Below are 17503 nucleotides of genomic sequence, written 5' to 3' on the forward strand. Positions count from 1 at the left end.
GGCGAGGCTGCGGTTGGCGTCTACGGCAAACCGTTCGTCGCAAGCGGGCTGCGAGACGCGCCGTGCTTGCTTATCGTCAGGTCATGATTCGAACCCTGTGAGGACGTCATGACGACGATAGTAGCGATCCACGTGGCCGTAGCGACGGCCGCCGTTTTGTTGGGCGCGGGTATTTTGCTCATGCGGCGCGGCACACCCCGGCACCGGTGGGCGGGACGCCTGTGGGTGTCGGCGATGACGGCGACGGCAGCGACGAGCTTCGGCATCCGGGAGTTGGGTCACGGCAACTTTTCGTGGCTGCATGCGCTTTCGGCGTACGTGCTGGTCGGGCTGGCGCTTGCCGTGCTGGCGATTCGGCGCGGCGACGTGGCGGCGCATCGGCGGCAGATGATGGGGCTGTTCACCGGACTGGTCATCGCGGGCGTCGCGGCCGTGGCGGTGCCTGGGCGCGCGCTCGGCAACGCGTTCGCGCAGATGTGGCAACATGATGCACGGCCGATAGGGACATTAAAACAGACGCATACAGAGACGCTGGATGACGGGCACAGTGAAGGGCTTCACCAGGCGCAAAACGATCCGCTAGCCCGAGCACACGACGAGACACCTGAAATAGCACTCAAGCGACCGAAGTCCGGGTCGGGCCCGCTTGCGATGATCGCAGGAGCGGGCTGGAGCGGAGCCGGAGGCGCACAACAATGACTTCGACCATGAAATCATCGCAATCCGCTCAGGCCGCGCAGCCGGGCCGCGTCATCGAGACGCGTGGCCTGTGGCTTCGATTTGCGCGTGAACTCGCGGGTGTGCTGCTTTTCAACACGGCCATCGCGCTGGCACTCTGGTTCATCGGCTTCGGCGGCTCCTTCGTGCAAAATCTGGCGTTTGCGCAGTGCATCGGTATCGCCATCACGGTGTTTATCGACGGCGGACGCCGGTTGATCTGGCGCGATGCACGGCCATCGATGGCGGGGTTCCTGCTGCTTGTCGCGTTCGGTTGCGCAGCAGGCCTGGCGCTCGGCATTGCGACGGGGACGATACTCCTCGGTCTGCCGATCACGATGTGGCGTCCTGTCAACGGCCATTCGATGCCCATCGTCCTGCTGATCGCGCTGATCGCGACGGCGATTGGCAGCTATCACGGCTGGTCGCGCGCGCGCATCGCTCAGTTGAGTGAGGAGACGGCGCATCAGGCGTTGCGCGAAGCCGCGGCCGACCGTCAACTGGTGTACGCGAAACTGCAGACTCTTCAGGCGCAGCTGGAGCCGCACTTCCTCTTCAACGTGCTGGCGAATCTCGATTCGCTGATCGCGAGCGACCCGGCCCGGGCGCGTGTACTGCTCGGCCATCTGAATCGCTTCTTGCGTGCGTCGCTGGCAGCGACCCGCTCGGAGACCACGCCGCTCGCAGACGAGTTCGCGTTACTTGAAGCATTACTGGCCATCCAGCAGGTGCGCTTCGGCGAGCGTTTGCGCTACACGTTCGATTTGCCTGACGAATGCCGCGCTGTGCGTTTGCCCCCCATGCTCGTGCAGCCGCTGGTGGAGAACGCGGTGAAGCACGGTGTCGAGCCTCTGTCGGGTGGCGCGAGCGTGTCGGTGAGCGCGTGGTGCGAACGGACGACCTCTGGCGAGGACCAGATCGTAGTGCGCGTTACAGACGACGGTGCAGGCTTTCCCGTCGCACGTGCGAATACTGGGGGCGATGCGGCGGAACGGACGTTCGGCATCGGCTTGACGAATATCCGGGAGCGCCTGCGGGTGCTCTATGGCGACGATGCACGACTCACGCTCGCCGAGGGCGTACCGCGGGGCGTCGTCGCAACATTGCGCTTGCCTGTGGCGTCGCCCGGGCAGGGAGCCGAAGCGGGCAGCGCAAATGGCAGAGGTTTCTAGTCGCAGAGAGTGGAGTGCATGACATCCCCCGTCGCCCTGATCGCCGAAGATGAACCGTTGCTCGCCGACGCGTTGCGCGCCATGCTTGCGCAGGCATGGCCCGACTTGCAGATGCTGCCCGTAGCACCCGACGGCACATCGGCGATTGCCGCCATCGCCCGGTCGCAACCGGACGTTGTATTTCTCGACATCTCGATGCCGGGGGCGACTGGTATCGAGGTTGCGCTGGCGTGTGCGCGATTGAGCCGACCGCCTCAGATCGTATTTGTGACGGCGTTCGACCGGTTCGCGCTGGAGGCCTTCGACGCGGCGGCTGTCGATTACCTGCTCAAGCCGGTGGCGCCGGAGCGTCTGGCCCGGACGGTCGCGCGCGTGCGCGAACGGCTGGACGCGCCGACGGGCGATACGCTCTCGAAGTTGCTGACGACCTTGCGTACGCATCTGGAGACGGGAGAGGGGCGGCCGTCCGTGTCATCCCAGAGCGCGCCTACGGGACGGGCGAGTCAGAACGGACAGAGTCCCCGTGAGTATCTCCAGTTCGTGCGTGCATCGGTGCGCGACGAAGTCCGGATCGTGCCCGTCGAGGACATTTGCTTTTTCGAAGCGGCGGACAAGTATGTCGTGGTGGCGACGGTCGAAGGTGACCTGCTCATCCGCACGAGTCTGCGCGAGCTATTGCCGCAGCTCGATCCGTCGCGATTCTGGCAGGTGCATCGCAGCACCGTCGTCAATGTAGGGGAAGTCGTGAGCGCGCAGCATACGCCGCTCGGACGTCTGACACTCAAACTCAAACGCCGCAAAGACCGCGTGGCGGTCAGTCGTCAGTACGCTCATCTGTTCCGACAAATGTAGTGTCGGGGGCGGTCGCGAAAAAGTCAGTCGGCGTACGTCCGAAGGTGCGCTTGAACATCGCGGAGAACGCGCTCTGACTCCGATAGCCGAGTTCGCGCGCGATACGCGAAAGCGGATAGCCTTTGGACGCGAGCGGAATCGCGTGCGCGAGCAGCGCCTGCTGACGCCATTGCACGAAGCTCATATTGAGTTCCTGACGAAACAGACGCCCGATCGTGCGCGGGCTGGCACCAGCGAAGCGCGCCCATTGATCGAGCGTCCAGGCGCGGGCCGGATCGGCGAGCATCGCCGTACATAACGTGAGCAGGCGCTTGTCGCGGGGAAGCGGGACTTCCAGTGGCAGCGGGGAAGCGCGTCGCAGTTCGTCGAGAATCAGTGCGCCGAGCAATTGCTCGCGGGGCGGATCGAGATCGTGGCCGGGCACGTCGATGGCGGCGATCAATTCCCGCAGCAGCGCGGAGACTTCCACCACACGACATTGATCGAGCCCTGAGGGGATCACGTCGGGATGCACGTACAGTGTGCGCAGATACGATGGCTCGTTGACCAGCAGGCTGTGTTCGATGTCGGGCGGAATCCAGATTGCACGTGAGGGTGGCACAATCCATGCCGCGTCGGCCACGGCGATCTGGATGACGCCTCGCGGGGTGTAAGCGACCTGTGCCCATGCATGACGATGATTCGGAACACGGATGCCATCGCGCAACGGCCGGGCGCGCAAGCGCACCGGGCGCGACGGTGTCGGCGTGAAGGTGTCCGGTACGACGTAGTTGTCGAACTCGGCCTGAGAGGCGGGCAGGGGTTTGAGGCCCGGCGGCTCGGCATCCGTCGGACCGGCTGGCGCGGACATGAGGGTCGGCATGACGTGTGATCGCGACAATTGGAATTTTGTAAGTGTAAACTCGTTGCCTGTCACTCTCGAACGGGATGCCTGTCATGCCCAGCCTCGCGCCTGTTGTGCCTGCTGTCCAAGCAGTGTCTACCCAATCCATCCCGGTCGATGCGCGACTCGATGCCGTGTACGTCTTCGTCTACGGCACGTTGCGCGCTGGAGAGATCAACGACATGATGCGCGCGGCGGAGCGTCACGATATTGCGGCTCCGACATACGTTGGCACCACAACGCTGGGCGGGCAGCTTTACGACTTCGGCAGCTATCCGGGGATGGTGCTGGGCGTAGGCGTGGATGAGCGCGTGACCGGTGACGTCTACCGGATAGACGCGGCATTGATCCCGGTGCTCGACGAAATCGAAGCCGTCTATCCGGGCGAGGCAGGCCTGTTCGTGCGGGAGATGCTCGATGTGGCGTGCGCCGGTGCCACGTACGCGTGCATCGTCTACCCGGTGGATGCGGCAGCGATCAGCCAGTTGCCCCGCATCCCTGATGGCGATTGGGTCACCTATCGCCAAGCACGGGACGCCGACGCAGCGTAGTTGGCGAGGCTCGCCGCTATCGACGACTGCCCGAGGCTTGCGCTCGTGACAAGCGAAAGCCGAACGGGTTCAGCGACGTGCCGATGTCGTAATGATCGATACCATCGGTGCGTTTGAGCCATCGGGCGAGGCCGACCGTCATCGGCAGAACAAGCCATTGCAGGGCACATTTGAAGACGAATTCGAGCCCAGCCATACGCGCCATGGCGTCGATGTCGAGCACGTAAGCAAACGCGACAACCACGAAGACGACGGAGTCGAGCAGTGCGGCGAGCGCACTTCCGGCGACGAAGCGGACGCTTGCGAGACGGCCATGCATCGCGATTTTCATACGTGCCAGCGTAGCAGCATTGGCAAATTCCCCGACCATGCACGCCGACACCGACGCCAGAAACATATGGGCGATGGATTCGAACCAATGGCGCTGCACTTCGTCGGTAAAGCCGGTTTGCCCGGCCCATAGGGGCTCAGTGGGCAGCAAGGACATCAGCCAAAGAAAAACCAGCATCACCAGATTTGCGGCAAGGCCGCTCCAGATCACAACGCGGCTGATGCGATAACCGTAGACCTCGGTCAGTACCGACGAGAAGAGATAGGCAAACGGGAAGCTGATCAGCGCGGCAGAAAACGTGAGCCGGAACGGCTCGCCTGCGACGGTCCATGGCAGCGTGACTTCACACACGCGCGCGCCCAGCGCATTCGATATCAGGAGAAAACTGACGAAGCCGATGGCTAGCACAATCACGGCGGGTGTGATGTGTGCCGCCTGCTGTGAGGGGACGAGGCTCTCGGGAGACAACGTCGGAGCAAGATCAGTCATACGGTCACTGGCGAATAGTGCGTTCATTGGTGATGGCGACGCCGTGCGTCGAGCGTACGGGATTGATGTCGAGCCCATAACGGCGGGTAAAGCGTGCGCCGACGCACAGGCGCGACGGCCTGCATTGCATGAGGATGTCGGCAAAAAGCGTCTCCACGCATTGCTCGATGTACATCTCGCTATCCCGAAAGGAGAGAACGTACGCCAACAGCGAACGCGAGCAGATGGACGGGCCTGTGTAATCGAACCATACCGTGCCATAGTCGACGCCTGCGCTGAGGGGGCACCGTACGCTCAACAGATCCGAGGTTAGACATTCGCGGGCCGGTGACGCTGGCAATGTATTGGCGTCGCGATGGATGCGCAACAGATGGGCATCGACGCCACCTCGGATCACGCCAACGGGCTCAGTATCCAGCGATCGCGCCACCGGCCCACATGCGGCGGTCGTTCGCACCGCCTGGCGCACCGGCGTGCTACGAACGAGGACGTAGGCCTGAAGACATCGAGACAACTCCGACGCGATATGCGATTCCAGTGCTTCCGACGATTCGAAACGGCACTCTCGAAGCGCGAGGAAATAGCGCTGCGCATCTGCCATCTCTAGTGTGTAAGGCGAGTCGCACGGAATCACCAGCTCCACGACGGCGATCTGGGGGCGCTCGTGCATGTCCATCCAACTGATTTCATAGTGATTCCACAGGTCGTATCCTCGCGGGACGTTCGTGCTTTCGGGGGGGCAATATTGCAAACGGGATCGGGGAATCGGGTGGAGAGTCGTTCGATGAGAAAGCGCCTGCAAATTTCGATACGTCATTTCGTGTGAAGCTCCGGAGGTTCGACTCAAGACCATATCGCACGACGTTTTGGCCTTTCAATGCGCGGATTCCGAAAAGCGAATGGGGCGATTCACCATTTAAGGGGGCCGATGCATCGCAGCGCCCTCGTCGGGGTGACGTCGCCATGTCCGATTATGACCAGCGCTCCCCGTCCCGATGTGGGAGGATTCACGCATTCCGATCCTCTCGTGGCGGCCGCTCGCGCCGCCTGTCCGACCATGCGTTCATCCGACATCACCCGTTTGTTGACGCTCTCCGCCATCTGGGGAGCCAGCTTTCTTTTCATGCGCATCATCGTGCCTGCGCTCGGGCCATTGCCGACCGCGTTCTTTCGCGTGACGCTCGGTGCCATCGGGCTCGCGGTCATTCTGCTGGCGATGCGCGTTCGTTGGGAGTTCAAAGGGTTGCTCGGGGCCGCGATGGTGCTCGGCGTGATCAATTCGGGCATTCCGTTCGTCATGTATTGCCTCGCGGCGCGCGTGCTGCCCGCCGGATACTCCGCGATTCTCAATGCCACCACGCCACTGATGGGCGTGGTGATCGGCACGCTGTTTTTCCGTGAACGTCTGACGGGGGTCAAGAGTCTAGGCGTGCTACTGGGGCTGATCGGCGTGGCCGTGCTCACGCGTACCGGCCCGGTCACGATGTCCGGACCGGTCGTGATGGGCGCGCTGGCGTGTCTCGTCGCCACCTCGTGCTACGGCCTTGCCGGTTACCTGACCAAGCGCTGGATCACTGAGCGCGGCGGCCTCGACGCGAAGCTCGTGGCATTCGGTAGCCAACTGGGTGCGGCGATCGTTCTGCTGCCGTTCTTCGGCTACATCTGCGCAACGCAAGGCATTCCCGGGCCAGCCACCGGCGGCGTCTGGGCCGCCATGGCAGCGCTCGGCTTCCTGTGCAGCGCCATCGCCTATATGTTGTTCTTCCGCCTGATCGCGGATCTCGGACCGTTGCGCTCGCTGACCGTCACTTTCCTGATTCCGCCGTTCGGTGTGCTCTGGGGCGCATTGTTCATGAACGAGGCCGTCACGATGGCTCACTTCTTTGGCGGATGTTTCATTGCACTGGCCGTCTGGCTCGTGTGTAAGCCGCCGAAGGCCGTGCCGTCGACGAGCCGTGCAGCTTCATAGAGAGCGCCCCGGATTTGCTGAGACGCCGGGAGGCCAGAAACCGACGTCCAGTGTTGTGCGCCCCGGCGCATAGTGAACCCTCCCGAGACTTCCCGAAGGCCGATGACCAGCGTCATCGGCTTTTTTTCATGATGTGGAATGTCTTTGCGGTGCGTAAAAATTTGCGCTGCTTGGCACAACATCGTGATTTCAGGAAGGAAAATAGCGTTTCACATAAAGAAATTATTTTGTTATGTGATTGATTTATATAAATAAAAAAGATGTGTTTGAGCGCCAATTCATTCTGTTGCGTTGCGTGAGAAATCCCTAAACTCTTATACAAGACCTGCCGATTTGGAGGCGCCGAGCGCGGTCAACCGCGGGGCCGGCGATCACAGGGCAGCAAAGAGTCACCCCCTTTTATTTGTATCGAGAAACCAGGAGAGATCATCATGACGACGCGCCAAGAGCAAGTGAAGCAACTCGAACAGGACTGGGCGAACAACCCCCGCTGGAAGGGCATCAAGCGTGGCTACTCGGCCGAAGACGTGGTGCGTCTGCGTGGTTCGATCCAGCCGGAACAAACGCTGGCCCGCCGTGGTGCCGAGCGCCTGTGGAGCATGATCAACGAGAAGCCGTTCGTGAATGCGCTCGGCGCGCTCACGGGCAATCAGGCCATGCAGCAGGTCAAGGCAGGTCTCGAAGCCATCTACTTGTCGGGTTGGCAAGTCGCTGGCGACGCCAATGTCGCCGGCGAAATGTATCCGGACCAGTCACTGTATCCGGCCAACTCGGTGCCGCAAGTCGTGCGCCGTATCAACAACACCTTCACGCGCGCTGACCAGATTCAATGGTCGGAAGGCAAGAACCCGGGCGATGAAGGCTACATCGATTACTTCGCGCCGATCGTGGCCGACGCGGAAGCTGGTTTCGGTGGCGTGCTCAATGCCTTCGAACTGATGAAGGCCATGATCGAAGCCGGTGCCGGTGGCGTTCACTTTGAAGACCAACTTGCCTCGGTCAAGAAGTGCGGCCACATGGGCGGCAAGGTGCTCGTGCCGACGCGTGAAGCCGTCGCGAAGCTCGTTGCAGCGCGTCTGGCGGCCGACGTACTCGGCGTGCCGACGGTGCTCATCGCCCGTACCGATGCCGAAGCGGCCGACCTGATCACGGCCGACGTCGACCCGCTCGACCAGCCGTTCTGCACCGGCGAGCGCACGGTCGAAGGTTTCTACCGCACGCGTAACGGTCTGGATCAAGCCATCGCTCGCGGTCTTGCCTACGCACCGTACGTTGATCTGGTGTGGTGCGAAACCGGCAAGCCGGACCTCGAATTCGCCAAGCAATTCGCGGAAGGCATCCACAAGCACTTCCCGGGCAAGATGCTCTCGTATAACTGCTCGCCGTCGTTCAACTGGAAGAAGAACCTCGACGACGCGACCATCGCCAAGTTCCAGAAGGAACTCGGTGCGATGGGCTACAAGTTCCAGTTCATCACGCTGGCCGGCTTCCATAGCCTGAACTACTCGATGTTCAACCTGGCACACGGCTACGCCCGTCGTCAGATGAGCGCCTTCGTGGAGTTGCAGGAAGCCGAATTCGCCGCCGCCGACAAGGGCTTCACGGCGGTCAAGCACCAGCGCGAGGTGGGGACGGGCTACTTCGATGCCGTTACGCAAACGATCGAGCGCGACGCATCGACCACGGCCCTGAAGGGTTCGACGGAGGACGAACAGTTCTTCGACGAAAAGAAGGCGCAGGTCAAGGCAGCCTGACAGGGCTGAGGGAGGGCGCGATGCGCCCGTCGGCGGCGATGCGCGTGGGGGCACGTCGTACGCTGACGGAACGATATTGCGTCAGGACCGCGCGTCCGGCTTATCCGGCCGGGGCAGTTGGGGCGGCGTTCCCGTCGCCGCCATGACTGCGCTGCACGCCTGAACGAGAAAAGGCTCGTGAGCTTATCCCGCTCACGGGCCTTTTTTCATGGTGCCGACGATGTCGATGGCATCGAGGCCATCCGCTTCATCTATGTGATCAACGGTAGACGAGGACCGGAATCTTCGAGTGCACGAGCACGCGTTGTGTTTCGCTGCCGAGTAGCAGGCTGGTGAGGCCGCGCCGCCCATGCGAGGCCATCAGGATGACGTCGCACCCGTGACGTTCCGCTGCGTCGATGATGCCCAGATAAGGGGCGGGGAAGGTCGAGCTGTCGCGATCGAAGGGCACACCCGCGGCGGCGGCCGCCTGGGCGAGATCGTCGAGATACGCGCAGGCTTCTTCGGCGATGCGTTCACTGAACGTCGCCGGGGCTTCGAGCACGTATTCGCTAAATGGAGAGTAGGGATACTCGGCGAGACAGCAGTAGCCGGTGACTCTGGCGTTCAGGGCACGGGCCAGTTCGAGTCCGCCCGTCACAGCCTTTTGGGATAGCTCCGAGCCGTCGGTCGGAATGAGGATGTGGGTAAACAACATATGACCTCCCGCAGTTGGCGTTGCTGAACACGCGTTCACAGGCTCGCGCAGGTATCACGGTCTTGGACCCAGTCCGCTGTCTTGCATCTTCCGATGCCTGTCGAGCATCGCCTGCGGACCCTTCGCTTCGATTCTATGGCTTTGGCGCGCCGCAACAACGGGGGCAAACCCGATATTGAGACGGGCTATCCGCAGCAAACGTTCCTCGCCGACCTCTCTTTCAGGAATGGCCCGCAGCCCGCGCCCCTGCTGGCTGGGCGTTTCACGTCATGTGTCAAATCGACGCGTAGACGCGTATGGCTACGCGCTTTGGTGCACGCTTTCGTGCAAATTTTGAGACGCATCGTCTTGCCAGTACGCCGAACTGCCGTAGTGATGCCTGAGATGGTCGATGAACAGACGCACGCGCAGCGGCAGGTGGCGGCGCTGAGGAAACACGGCGTGGATGCCGATGGGCGGCGCGGCGAATGTGTCGAGCACGGTCGTCAGCCGGCCGGCGCGAATGTCGTCCCCCACCTCCCACCACGAGCGCCACGCCAGTCCGTAACCCTCCAGACACCAATCGTGAAGCACTGCGCCGTCGGTGCATTCCATCGTTCCGTTCACGCGGATGGTGACGACCTTGCCGTCCTGCGCAAAAGTCCAGCCGCGCTGCTGGTTGGCCGTCGAGCCGAACGCCAGGCAGTTGTGGCGGGCGAGGTCATCGAGCGACTCGGGACGGCCGTGCGCAGCGAGGTAGTCGGGGGATGCCACGCACACGCGCCGGTTGTCACCGAGACGCAGTGAGACGAGGCTGGAGTCGGGCAACTCACCGAGCCGGATGGCGCAGTCGAAGCCCTCATTGACCAGATCGACAAGCCGGTCCGACAGATCGAGGGTGACGGTGACGTCCGGATGAGACGCGATGAACACCGGCAGCAGTGGGGCGACATGGCGTCGCCCGAACCCGGCGGGGGCCGACAGTCGCAAATGCCCGCTGGCCTTCACGCCGCCAGCCGACACGGCCGCTTCGGCGTTGTGCATCTCGTTGAGAATGCGCTGGCAGTCCTCCAGAAAGGCGGAGCCTTCGAACGTTAGCGTCACGCGACGGGTGGTGCGTACGAGCAGCTTTACGCCCAGCCGGTATTCGAGCGCGTCGATGCGCCGCCCGATCACGGCCGGGGCCACGCCTTCCAGCGCCGCAGCCCCGGACAAACTGCCCCTGGCGGCCACGGCAACGAACGTTTCGATTTGTTTGAAGCGATCCATGACGCCGATTATGTACTAAAAAGTCATAGATAAAGTGATTTCTATGCATATTTATGATGATCAGCATCAATAATAGAATCGGCGGGCAATGCTGTCGGATCGCGTGATCGTCGGCATTGACGGAAGTGCGCGTCCTACACGCCCGATGAGGTGTGAGGGCCCTGTGCAAAGCCCCTGAAGTCCCTTCCTTGCGGCGTGCGTCCGAACATAAACAAGCTGTTGGAGATCCCTGATGCCTTTGAGTCTGCCCCCGGGCATGCAACTGCATGTCGACGCCGCCGATATCCGTCCCGAATACGAAGCCATTCTGACCCCCGAAGCGCTGGCGTTCGTTGCGAAGTTGCATCGCGCGTTCGAGTCGCAACGTCAGACGTTGCTCGCCGCCCGTGAAGCGCGCGTGGCGCGTCTGGATGCCGGTGAAGTGCCCGATTTTCTGCCTGAGACGCAGGCCATCCGTGACGCAGACTGGCGTATTGCGCCGCTGCCGGATGCGCTGCAATGCCGTCGCGTGGAGATCACCGGACCGGTCGAGCGCAAGATGATCATCAACGCGCTGAATTCGGGCGCGGACAGCTACATGACCGACTTCGAGGACTCGAACACCCCGAACTGGCATAACCAGCTGCAAGGGCAGATCAATGTGCGCGACGCCGTGCGCGGCACCATCAGCCTTGAGCAGAACGGCAAGCACTACCAACTTAACGATAAGGTCGCGACGCTGATCGTGCGTCCGCGCGGCTGGCATCTCGACGAAAAACACGTGAGCGTGGACGGCGTGCGCATGTCGGGCAGTCTGTTTGACTTCGGCCTGCATTTCTTCCATAACGCGAAGACGTCGCTTGAGCGTGGTTTCGGCCCTTACTACTACCTGCCGAAGCTGGAGAGCCATCTCGAAGCGCGTCTGTGGAACGACGTGTTTGTGTTCGCGCAGAACGAACTGGGCGTGTCGCAAGGAACCATCAAGGCGACGGTGCTCGTCGAGACCGTTCTTGCCGCATTCGAGATGGACGAAATCCTGTACGAGCTGCGCAAGCATAGCTCGGGCCTGAACGCCGGTCGTTGGGACTACATCTTCTCGTGCATCAAGAAGTTCAAGGTCGACGCCGACTTTTGTCTCGCCGACCGCAGCCGCATCAACATGACAGTGCCGTTCATGCGCGCTTACGCGTTACTGCTGCTCAAGACGTGTCACCGCCGCAATGCACCGGCGATTGGCGGCATGAGCGCGCTCATTCCAATCAAGGGCGATCCAGAGGCGAACGAAAAGGCGATGGCTGGCATCCGCAGCGACAAAGCGCGCGATGCGACCGACGGTTACGACGGTGGCTGGGTCGCGCACCCGGGGCTGGTGCCGGTCGCGATGGAAGAGTTCGTGAAGGTACTGGGCGATCGTCCGAACCAGATCGACAAGCAACGCGACGACGTGAGCGTCAAGGGCCGCGACCTGCTGGAGTTCAAGCCGGAAGCGCCGATCACCGAAGCCGGGTTGCGCAACAACATCAACGTCGGCATCCACTATCTGGGCGCGTGGTTGGCGGGCAACGGTTGCGTGCCGATCCACAACCTGATGGAGGACGCTGCCACTGCCGAGATTTCGCGCTCGCAAGTGTGGCAGTGGATTCGCTCGCCGAAGGGCAAGCTCGACGACGGTCGCAAGGTCACCGCCGAACTGGTGCGCGAACTGATTCCGCAGGAACTCGCCAACGTCAAGGAACTCGTGGGGCAGGTCGCGCCGACGTATGATCGCGCCGCTGTGATCTTCGAGACCATGAGCACGAGCGAGAACTTCGTCGACTTCCTCACGCTGCCGCTTTACGAAGAGGTTTGATGGCCGCGTCTGCCGTCATGCAAAGCCGATGCGGGCAGCATGACGGTACGACGCTCAGACGCCGGAACGCAATACGGGCAACGCAATGGGACGATGGCGACATCGTCCCATTCCGTTTTACGCGTACTTTGTCTTGTTTGATTCGCCGCGCTACACTGAACTTTGATGTGTTGGTCCTCGTCCTACTCGTCCACGTTTTGAGAGGATGCTGATGTCGCCCGATATTCCAGAGGTTCCGAATACCTCCGTCAATGCTTCCGATGCCGCACCGCTGATGCGTGCGCCTCGCGGACCCGGCAAGATCGTCGAGGAAATCCCTGCGTCGCCACGCCGTTTGTATCCCCACATCGAGCCTTTCGAGTCCGGCGTGCTCGACGTCGGCAATGGCCACAACATCTATTGGGAGCGCTGCGGCAATCCCAAGGGCAAGCCCGCAGTGTTCCTGCACGGCGGCCCCGGTGGCGGCTATTCGCCCGAGCACCGGCGACTGTTCGATCCTTCGAAGTACTGCATCACGCTGTTCGATCAGCGCGGCTGCGGACGCTCGTTGCCGCACGCGAGTCTCGACCACAACACGACATGGGATCTGGTCGACGATATCGAAGCCTTGCGCACGAAGTTCGGTTACGCGCAATGGCTCGTTTTCGGCGGCTCGTGGGGCAGCACGCTGGCGTTGGCTTACGCGCAGGCCCATGTGAGCCGTGTGAGCGAACTGGTCATTCGCGGGATTTTTACGGTGCGACGCGAAGAGTTGCACTGGTATTACCAGAAGGGCGCGTCGTGGCTGTTTCCGGACCGTTGGGAAACGTTTCTTGCACCGATTCCGCTCGAAGAGCGCGGTGATCTGATGCGCGCGTATCAGAAGCGACTCACGCATCGCGACGAGTCGGTGCGCATCGAAGCGGCGCGCGCATGGAGCATGTGGGAGGGCAGCACGATCACATTGCTGCCGGACGATCAGTTGGCCGAAGCGTTCGGCGATCCGCATTACGCGATTGCGTTTGCGCGCATCGAAAATCACTACTTCGTGCACGACGGTTTCCTGAAGCCGAACCAACTGATCGGGGGCGCGCGTGCGTTGCGTGACGTCCCCGGTGTGATCGTGCAGGGACGCTACGACGTGGCGACGCCGGCCCGCACCGCGTGGGAGCTTCACAAGGCGTGGCCTGAAGCCGACTTCTACTGGGCACCGGATGCCGGACACGCCTTCAGTGAGCCGACGATCCAGCATTGGCTGATCGAGGCGACGGATCGGTTTGCTGCGGAGGGCTGATGCTGCGTTTTGCAGCCTCGAACCGTTGGGTCAAAATAAAACCCCGGCAATGACGTTAGCCGTCAATGCCGGGGTTTTTGTCGATTCGCGCAAGACGGGGATTAGCCCGCCTCACCGATATCCGTTGGCTTAGTCGCCGCGACGCTTGTTGTAGCCGCCGCCGTTGCCGCCGTAGCCACCATTACCGCCGTTGCCACGATTGCCGCCGAAGCCGCGATCCTGACGTTGGCCGTCGAAGCTGCGGGTGCCACGGTCTTGGCGATAGCCGCCTTCAGACGGACGACCACCTTCGAACGAACGCGGGGCGCGATCCTGACGGTTGCCGTCGAACGGACGCGGCGAGCGACGCTCGAAGCGATCCGTTGCGCTGCCGTTCGAGAAACCGTTGCCGCCGGCATTGCCGCCTTCAGCTTGCTGGTAACCGCCTTGGTAGCCCGAGTTCTCACGACGCTCGAACGTACCCGCCGGCTTGGTGCCACCGAAACGCTGACCGCCCTGATAACCGCCGCCGTTGCCGCCACCGTAGCCGCCGCCATTACCCTGACGCGGGCCGTTGTTGCTCCAACGGCCACCACCGTTGCCCTGACCATGGCGCGGACCGCCACGGCCCGGACCGCCCGGACGCTTGCCGCCAGCGCCAGCCTTCGGCGGCGCGCGGCGCGGCTCGAAGCCGGCCACAACGTTCACCGGCAGCGGCTGACGCGTGTAGCGTTCGATGCGCTTCACAGCACCGATTTCGGCGTGTGCGGCGAGGCTCACGGCCACGCCACGACGGCCAGCACGGCCCGTACGACCGATACGGTGGACGTAGTCTTCTGCGAACTTCGGCAGATCGTAGTTGAACACGTGCGTGATGCCCGGCACGTCGATGCCGCGAGCGGCGACGTCCGTGGCCACCAGCACGCGTACACGACGCTCGCGCAGGGCGCGCAGCGTACGGTTACGCACGCCTTGCGGCATGTCGCCATGCAGTGCGGCGCTATCGAAACCAGCTTGTTCGAGCTGGTCTGCCAGCAGGTCGGCGTCGCGCTTGGTCGACGTAAACACGATGGCCTGGTCGAGCGAATCGTTGCCGAGCAGGTGCGTGAGCAGACGGTCCTTGTGGGCGCGGTCGTCCACATAGTGCAGCGTTTGCTCGATGTTTTCGTTGGTGCGTTGGTCGCTACCACGCGTGATCTCGATGGTTTCCGGATCGCGCAGAAGACGACGCGTGATTTCACCCATGCGGCCGTCGATCGTTGCCGAGAACAGCAACGTTTGACGCGCTTCCGGCGTGGCGTCGACGATGGTCTGGATGTCGTCGATGAAGCCCATATCGAGCATGCGGTCGGCTTCGTCGAGGACCAGCATCATCAGTTGCGACAGATCGATCTTGCCGCTGGAGATGTGGTCGAGCAGACGGCCCGGCGTCGCCACGATGATCTCCGGCTGCTTCGCCAGCATTTCGAGCTGACGCGGGTAGGGCATGCCGCCCAGGATGCTCACCGTGCGCAGACGGCGCAGTTGCTTGCCGTACGTATCTGCAGCGGTCGACACCTGTTGTGCCAGTTCACGCGTCGGCGTGAGCACGAGCAGCAGCGGTTGCGCGGCGACGCGGCGCACGCGCTGTCCCTTGCGGGGCTTCTCGCCCGGGGCGGCCGGCTGGTTGCGCGGATGCGCGGCCGGTGCGGTGCGAGCGCTCAGTTCGCCACTGGCTTGCATTTCTGCGAAGCGGTGGATGGCCGGCAGCATGAAGGCGGCCGTCTTGCCCGAACCCGTGGGGCTCGACACCAGTAGATCGCGACCGGCAAGCGCGGCGGGAATCGCACGCTGCTGGACAGGCGTCGGGTGGGTGTAACCGGCGGTGTTCAGGGCCGAGAGAATGGCTTCGTTCAGGCCGAGTTCGGCGAACGTGGGCTTACCGTCGTTGTTGTCGGCAGTAGCGACGTCAACGGACGCGGCGGATGCGGCAGCGCCGTTTTCAATTTCTTCGGACGACGGGAAATACGTCTGCGCGATGGCAGACAGCTTGGAAGGCTGTTCCATGAATCCTCTTGCGGATTAAGGGTTATGTCGGGGCGTTGGCGCCAATCGGCAAACCCAATTCGTCGCAAGCAGGAAGCAAATCGCGGATGGGGCAGAAAGCGGATCGAAATCCGTATCGTAAGCCGGGGGACGGTGGCGGGTCGTTCCTAAGAACGCCAGTACCGGCAAGAACTACAGCGGCTTATCACAGGATTGGGGCAAAACGCAGTTTTTCGTCGCCAGACGGGGTAACACTTGGTGCCCCGCGAAGCGAAGCGCGGATTATATACCCATTCCAGAAAAAATGCACGTTCGGATTTGCACGGGGTGGTGGGGCCGCCGTGGACGGGGCTCAACAGCGGGGCAATTGCGCGGCAAACCGGCCGGGGACGTCTCCCGGCGTCCGCCCCGGTATGCCTGGCGCGCAATCCCTTCATCCCGCTGGATTGCTCGCCGTGCGGCCGATTACAATAGCGCCATGTCATCGATTACGCTTCTTGCCCTCGACACCTCGACCGAGTTCTGTTCGGTCGCCGTGTATCGCCATGATCCCGCCAGCGGCGCAGCGGCCTTTGTGGCCGAACGCCATCTCGACACTGGCCCGGTTTCCAGTACGCACATTCTTCCCGCCGCCCGCGATGTCCTGCGCGAGGCTGGCCTGACGCTGGCCGATTGCGACGCAATTGCCTTTGGCGCAGGGCCGGGGTCGTTTACCGGACTGCGTACGGCCTGCGGCGTAGCGCAGGGGTTGGCGTTCGGTGCCGGGTTGCCGGTCGTACCCGTCGGCACGCTCGTCGCCTGTGCCGAAGCGGCGCGTGCCATGCGTGTGGGCACGCAGCGTGTGCTCGTCGCGCTCGACGCGCGCATGAATGAGGCCTACTGGGCCGATTACGTCTGGGACGACGCGACGCTCGACTGGCGCGAAGTGCAGGCCCCGTCACTGGATGCCGCCGAACAGGTGCGCGCACCGGACGCCGAATTTGTCATCGCAGGCAACGCAGTGACGGCCTTCGGCGAGCGTCTGCAGGCGAGCGCGCAGGCGCAGGCCGTGCTGGCCGACGCCATGCCGCGCGCCCGTCACGTCGCCGAACTCGCCGCCCGCGCATTCGCTCGCGGCGAGGCCATTCCGGCCGATCAGGCCATGCCCGTCTACATCCGCAACAAAGTGGCGCAGACGACCGCCGAGCGCGAAGCCATCAAGCAGGCAGGGGCGCAAGCGAGCGGCAAGGGGGCGTCCTGATGCGGCAGGCCGGACCGAATCACTATTCGCCGATGACACCGGCAGACCTCGACGAAGTTGTCGCGGTCGAAGTGCGCGCGTACCCGTTTCCGTGGACGCGCCAGAACTTCGCCGATTCACTGGATGCCGGGCATCAGGGCGTTTGTCTGCGGGCTGTCGACGGGACGTTGCTCGGGTATTTCCTGTTGATGCCGGTGGTCGATGAATCGCATCTGCTTAATGTTTGCGTCGTGCCCGAAATGCAAGGCAACGGGCTCGGCGTGCAGTTGTTGCAGGAGATCGTGCGTGTCTCTCGTGAGCAGGGCATGGGCGGGGTGCTGCTGGAGGTGCGTCCGTCCAATGTGCGGGCGTTACGCATTTACGAGCGTTTCGGTTTCGAGCAGATCGGCCGACGCAAGGGATACTATCCAGCGAGTGGGCGTCGTGAAGACGCCATTGTGATGCGCCTGTCGTGGGAGATCGATCGTGCCGTGGCCTAAAGCGATTCTTGAAGAG

General features: G+C 62.7%; 16 protein-coding genes. 10 read left to right on the forward strand and 6 right to left on the reverse strand.

The features are described from left to right. Positions 1-108: 108 nt before the first annotated feature. The 3 genes from PAN31117_RS19205 to PAN31117_RS19215 are packed head-to-tail and all read left to right on the forward strand — an operon-like array spanning position 109 to position 2741. The gene (locus PAN31117_RS19205) at positions 109-699 is read left to right on the forward strand and encodes a DUF2306 domain-containing protein (protein WP_150739606.1); all 591 of its coding nucleotides are present in this window, start codon (positions 109-111) and stop codon (positions 697-699) included. A gap of 8 nt (positions 700-707) precedes the next feature. Next, positions 708-1889 (forward strand): sensor histidine kinase, encoded by a 1182-nt coding sequence (locus PAN31117_RS19210; protein WP_174991030.1) that lies wholly within the window; start codon positions 708-710, stop codon positions 1887-1889. 18 nt (positions 1890-1907) lie between these two features. Then, the gene (locus tag PAN31117_RS19215; RefSeq protein ID WP_150739608.1) at positions 1908-2741 is read left to right on the forward strand and encodes a LytR/AlgR family response regulator transcription factor; all 834 of its coding nucleotides are present in this window, start codon (positions 1908-1910) and stop codon (positions 2739-2741) included. On the opposite strand, the gene PAN31117_RS19220 is transcribed toward PAN31117_RS19215, so the two are convergent. Next, entirely contained in the window at positions 2704-3603 is a 900-nt protein-coding gene (locus PAN31117_RS19220) for an AraC family transcriptional regulator (protein WP_246189170.1), read from the reverse strand. The two genes, PAN31117_RS19215 and PAN31117_RS19220, sit on opposite strands and share 38 nt — an antisense overlap. Positions 3604-3716: 113 nt before the next feature. Between PAN31117_RS19220 and PAN31117_RS19225 the strand changes: the two genes are divergently transcribed. Beyond that, on the forward strand, positions 3717-4175 hold the full coding sequence (locus tag PAN31117_RS19225) for a gamma-glutamylcyclotransferase family protein (protein WP_281349229.1): 459 nt from the start codon (positions 3717-3719) through the stop codon (positions 4173-4175). Between the two features lie 16 nt (positions 4176-4191). On the opposite strand, the gene PAN31117_RS19230 is transcribed toward PAN31117_RS19225, so the two are convergent. Both PAN31117_RS19230 and PAN31117_RS19235 read right to left on the reverse strand, forming a co-directional pair. Further along, positions 4192-4995, reverse strand: a complete 804-nt coding sequence (locus tag PAN31117_RS19230; RefSeq protein WP_174991031.1) for a VUT family protein — start codon at positions 4993-4995, stop codon at positions 4192-4194. 4 nt (positions 4996-4999) lie between these two features. Continuing rightward, positions 5000-5848, reverse strand: a complete 849-nt coding sequence (locus PAN31117_RS19235) for an NADPH-dependent 7-cyano-7-deazaguanine reductase QueF (protein ID WP_150739611.1) — start codon at positions 5846-5848, stop codon at positions 5000-5002. Positions 5849-6052: 204 nt separating this feature from the next. Here PAN31117_RS19235 and PAN31117_RS19240 point away from each other — a divergent pair, with 204 nt between their 5' ends. Beyond that, the gene (locus tag PAN31117_RS19240) at positions 6053-6964 is read left to right on the forward strand and encodes a DMT family transporter (protein ID WP_150739612.1); all 912 of its coding nucleotides are present in this window, start codon (positions 6053-6055) and stop codon (positions 6962-6964) included. Positions 6965-7395: 431 nt separating this feature from the next. Then, a complete protein-coding gene (gene aceA / locus PAN31117_RS19245) occupies positions 7396-8718 on the forward strand; it encodes an isocitrate lyase (RefSeq protein ID WP_150577848.1) in 1323 nt (440 codons plus the stop codon). A gap of 259 nt (positions 8719-8977) precedes the next feature. On the opposite strand, the gene PAN31117_RS19250 is transcribed toward aceA, so the two are convergent. Both PAN31117_RS19250 and PAN31117_RS19255 read right to left on the reverse strand, forming a co-directional pair. Beyond that, positions 8978-9412, reverse strand: coding sequence for a universal stress protein (locus PAN31117_RS19250; protein WP_150739688.1), 435 nt, complete (start codon positions 9410-9412; stop codon positions 8978-8980). Positions 9413-9715: 303 nt separating this feature from the next. Beyond that, positions 9716-10663, reverse strand: a complete 948-nt coding sequence (locus PAN31117_RS19255) for a LysR family transcriptional regulator (protein ID WP_150739613.1) — start codon at positions 10661-10663, stop codon at positions 9716-9718. A gap of 232 nt (positions 10664-10895) precedes the next feature. Here PAN31117_RS19255 and aceB point away from each other — a divergent pair, with 232 nt between their 5' ends. Then, positions 10896-12491 (forward strand): malate synthase A, encoded by a 1596-nt coding sequence (aceB, locus tag PAN31117_RS19260; RefSeq protein ID WP_150739614.1) that lies wholly within the window; start codon positions 10896-10898, stop codon positions 12489-12491. A 334-nt stretch (positions 12492-12825) separates the two neighbouring features. Continuing rightward, positions 12826-13764: a prolyl aminopeptidase gene (gene pip / locus PAN31117_RS19265; RefSeq protein WP_150739689.1), complete on the forward strand. Its 939-nt coding sequence runs from the start codon at positions 12826-12828 to the stop codon at positions 13762-13764. A 129-nt stretch (positions 13765-13893) separates the two neighbouring features. Here the strand turns inward: pip and PAN31117_RS19270 are convergent, their stop codons facing one another. Continuing rightward, positions 13894-15789, reverse strand: a complete 1896-nt coding sequence (locus tag PAN31117_RS19270) for a DEAD/DEAH box helicase (protein WP_150739615.1) — start codon at positions 15787-15789, stop codon at positions 13894-13896. Positions 15790-16246: 457 nt separating this feature from the next. Here PAN31117_RS19270 and tsaB point away from each other — a divergent pair, with 457 nt between their 5' ends. Together tsaB and rimI are read left to right on the forward strand one after the other, a co-directional pair. Then, on the forward strand, positions 16247-17008 hold the full coding sequence (gene tsaB, locus PAN31117_RS19275) for a tRNA (adenosine(37)-N6)-threonylcarbamoyltransferase complex dimerization subunit type 1 TsaB (protein WP_150739616.1): 762 nt from the start codon (positions 16247-16249) through the stop codon (positions 17006-17008). Then, positions 17008-17487 carry a ribosomal protein S18-alanine N-acetyltransferase gene (rimI, locus tag PAN31117_RS19280; RefSeq protein WP_150739617.1) on the forward strand — a complete coding sequence of 160 codons (480 nt, stop codon included), beginning with the start codon at positions 17008-17010 and terminating at the stop codon, positions 17485-17487. The genes tsaB and rimI overlap by 1 nt, the downstream gene beginning before the upstream one ends. The last annotated feature ends 16 nt before the right edge of the window (positions 17488-17503 follow it).

This window comes from Pandoraea anapnoica (genome assembly GCF_902459765.1).
GTDB classification, from domain to species: domain Bacteria; phylum Pseudomonadota; class Gammaproteobacteria; order Burkholderiales; family Burkholderiaceae; genus Pandoraea; species Pandoraea anapnoica.

Bases quoted from the DNA above. Each gene is read 5' to 3' on its own strand.
- PAN31117_RS19205 (WP_150739606.1), top strand. From the start codon at position 109: ATGACGACGATAGTAGCGATCCACGTGGCCGTAGCGACGGCCGCCGTT.
- PAN31117_RS19210 (WP_174991030.1), top strand. From the start codon at position 708: ATGAAATCATCGCAATCCGCTCAGGCCGCGCAGCCGGGCCGCGTCATC.
- PAN31117_RS19215 (WP_150739608.1), top strand. From the start codon at position 1,908: ATGACATCCCCCGTCGCCCTGATCGCCGAAGATGAACCGTTGCTCGCC.
- PAN31117_RS19220 (WP_246189170.1), bottom strand. From the start codon at position 3,603: ATGCCGACCCTCATGTCCGCGCCAGCCGGTCCGACGGATGCCGAGCCG.
- PAN31117_RS19230 (WP_174991031.1), bottom strand. From the start codon at position 4,995: ATGACTGATCTTGCTCCGACGTTGTCTCCCGAGAGCCTCGTCCCCTCA.
- PAN31117_RS19235 (WP_150739611.1), bottom strand. From the start codon at position 5,848: ATGGTCTTGAGTCGAACCTCCGGAGCTTCACACGAAATGACGTATCGA.
- PAN31117_RS19240 (WP_150739612.1), top strand. From the start codon at position 6,053: ATGCGTTCATCCGACATCACCCGTTTGTTGACGCTCTCCGCCATCTGG.
- aceA (WP_150577848.1), top strand. From the start codon at position 7,396: ATGACGACGCGCCAAGAGCAAGTGAAGCAACTCGAACAGGACTGGGCG.
- PAN31117_RS19255 (WP_150739613.1), bottom strand. From the start codon at position 10,663: ATGGATCGCTTCAAACAAATCGAAACGTTCGTTGCCGTGGCCGCCAGG.
- aceB (WP_150739614.1), top strand. From the start codon at position 10,896: ATGCCTTTGAGTCTGCCCCCGGGCATGCAACTGCATGTCGACGCCGCC.
- PAN31117_RS19270 (WP_150739615.1), bottom strand. From the start codon at position 15,789: ATGGAACAGCCTTCCAAGCTGTCTGCCATCGCGCAGACGTATTTCCCG.
- tsaB (WP_150739616.1), top strand. From the start codon at position 16,247: ATGTCATCGATTACGCTTCTTGCCCTCGACACCTCGACCGAGTTCTGT.
- rimI (WP_150739617.1), top strand. From the start codon at position 17,008: ATGCGGCAGGCCGGACCGAATCACTATTCGCCGATGACACCGGCAGAC.